The 256-nt window shown below is 73.4% G+C and carries 1 protein-coding gene; it reads left to right on the top strand.

Going from position 1 to position 256, the window contains the following annotated elements; translation table 11 throughout:
* Positions 1-256, top strand: a 256-nt coding sequence (locus QN345_RS20245; RefSeq protein WP_416347695.1) for a spermidine synthase, incomplete at both ends; no start/stop codon positions are given.

Below are 256 nucleotides of genomic sequence, written 5' to 3'. Positions count from 1 at the left end.
CGCTCACCCTCCCCCGGTACGTCGAGGCGACGCGGCCCGGCTCGCGGCAGCAGGTCGTCGAGATCGAGAGCGACCTGATCGACTTCGTGCGGGCCGAGCTGCCCTGGGACAAGCGCGCGAACCTGCGGGTGCGGCACGGCGACGCCCGCGAGGTGCTCGCCAAGCTGCCCGCCGGGCTGCACGGCACGACCGACCTCGTCGTCGTCGACATCTTCTCGGGGGCGCGCACCCCCGCCCACGTGACGAGCCGCGAATT

Origin of the sequence: Cryobacterium sp. 10I1, assembly GCF_035019805.1 — a bacterium.
Lineage (GTDB): Bacteria > Actinomycetota > Actinomycetes > Actinomycetales > Microbacteriaceae > Cryobacterium > Cryobacterium glucosi.
The sequence above is the reverse complement of the archived record's forward strand: the minus strand, read 5'-3'. Positions and strand labels throughout refer to the sequence as shown.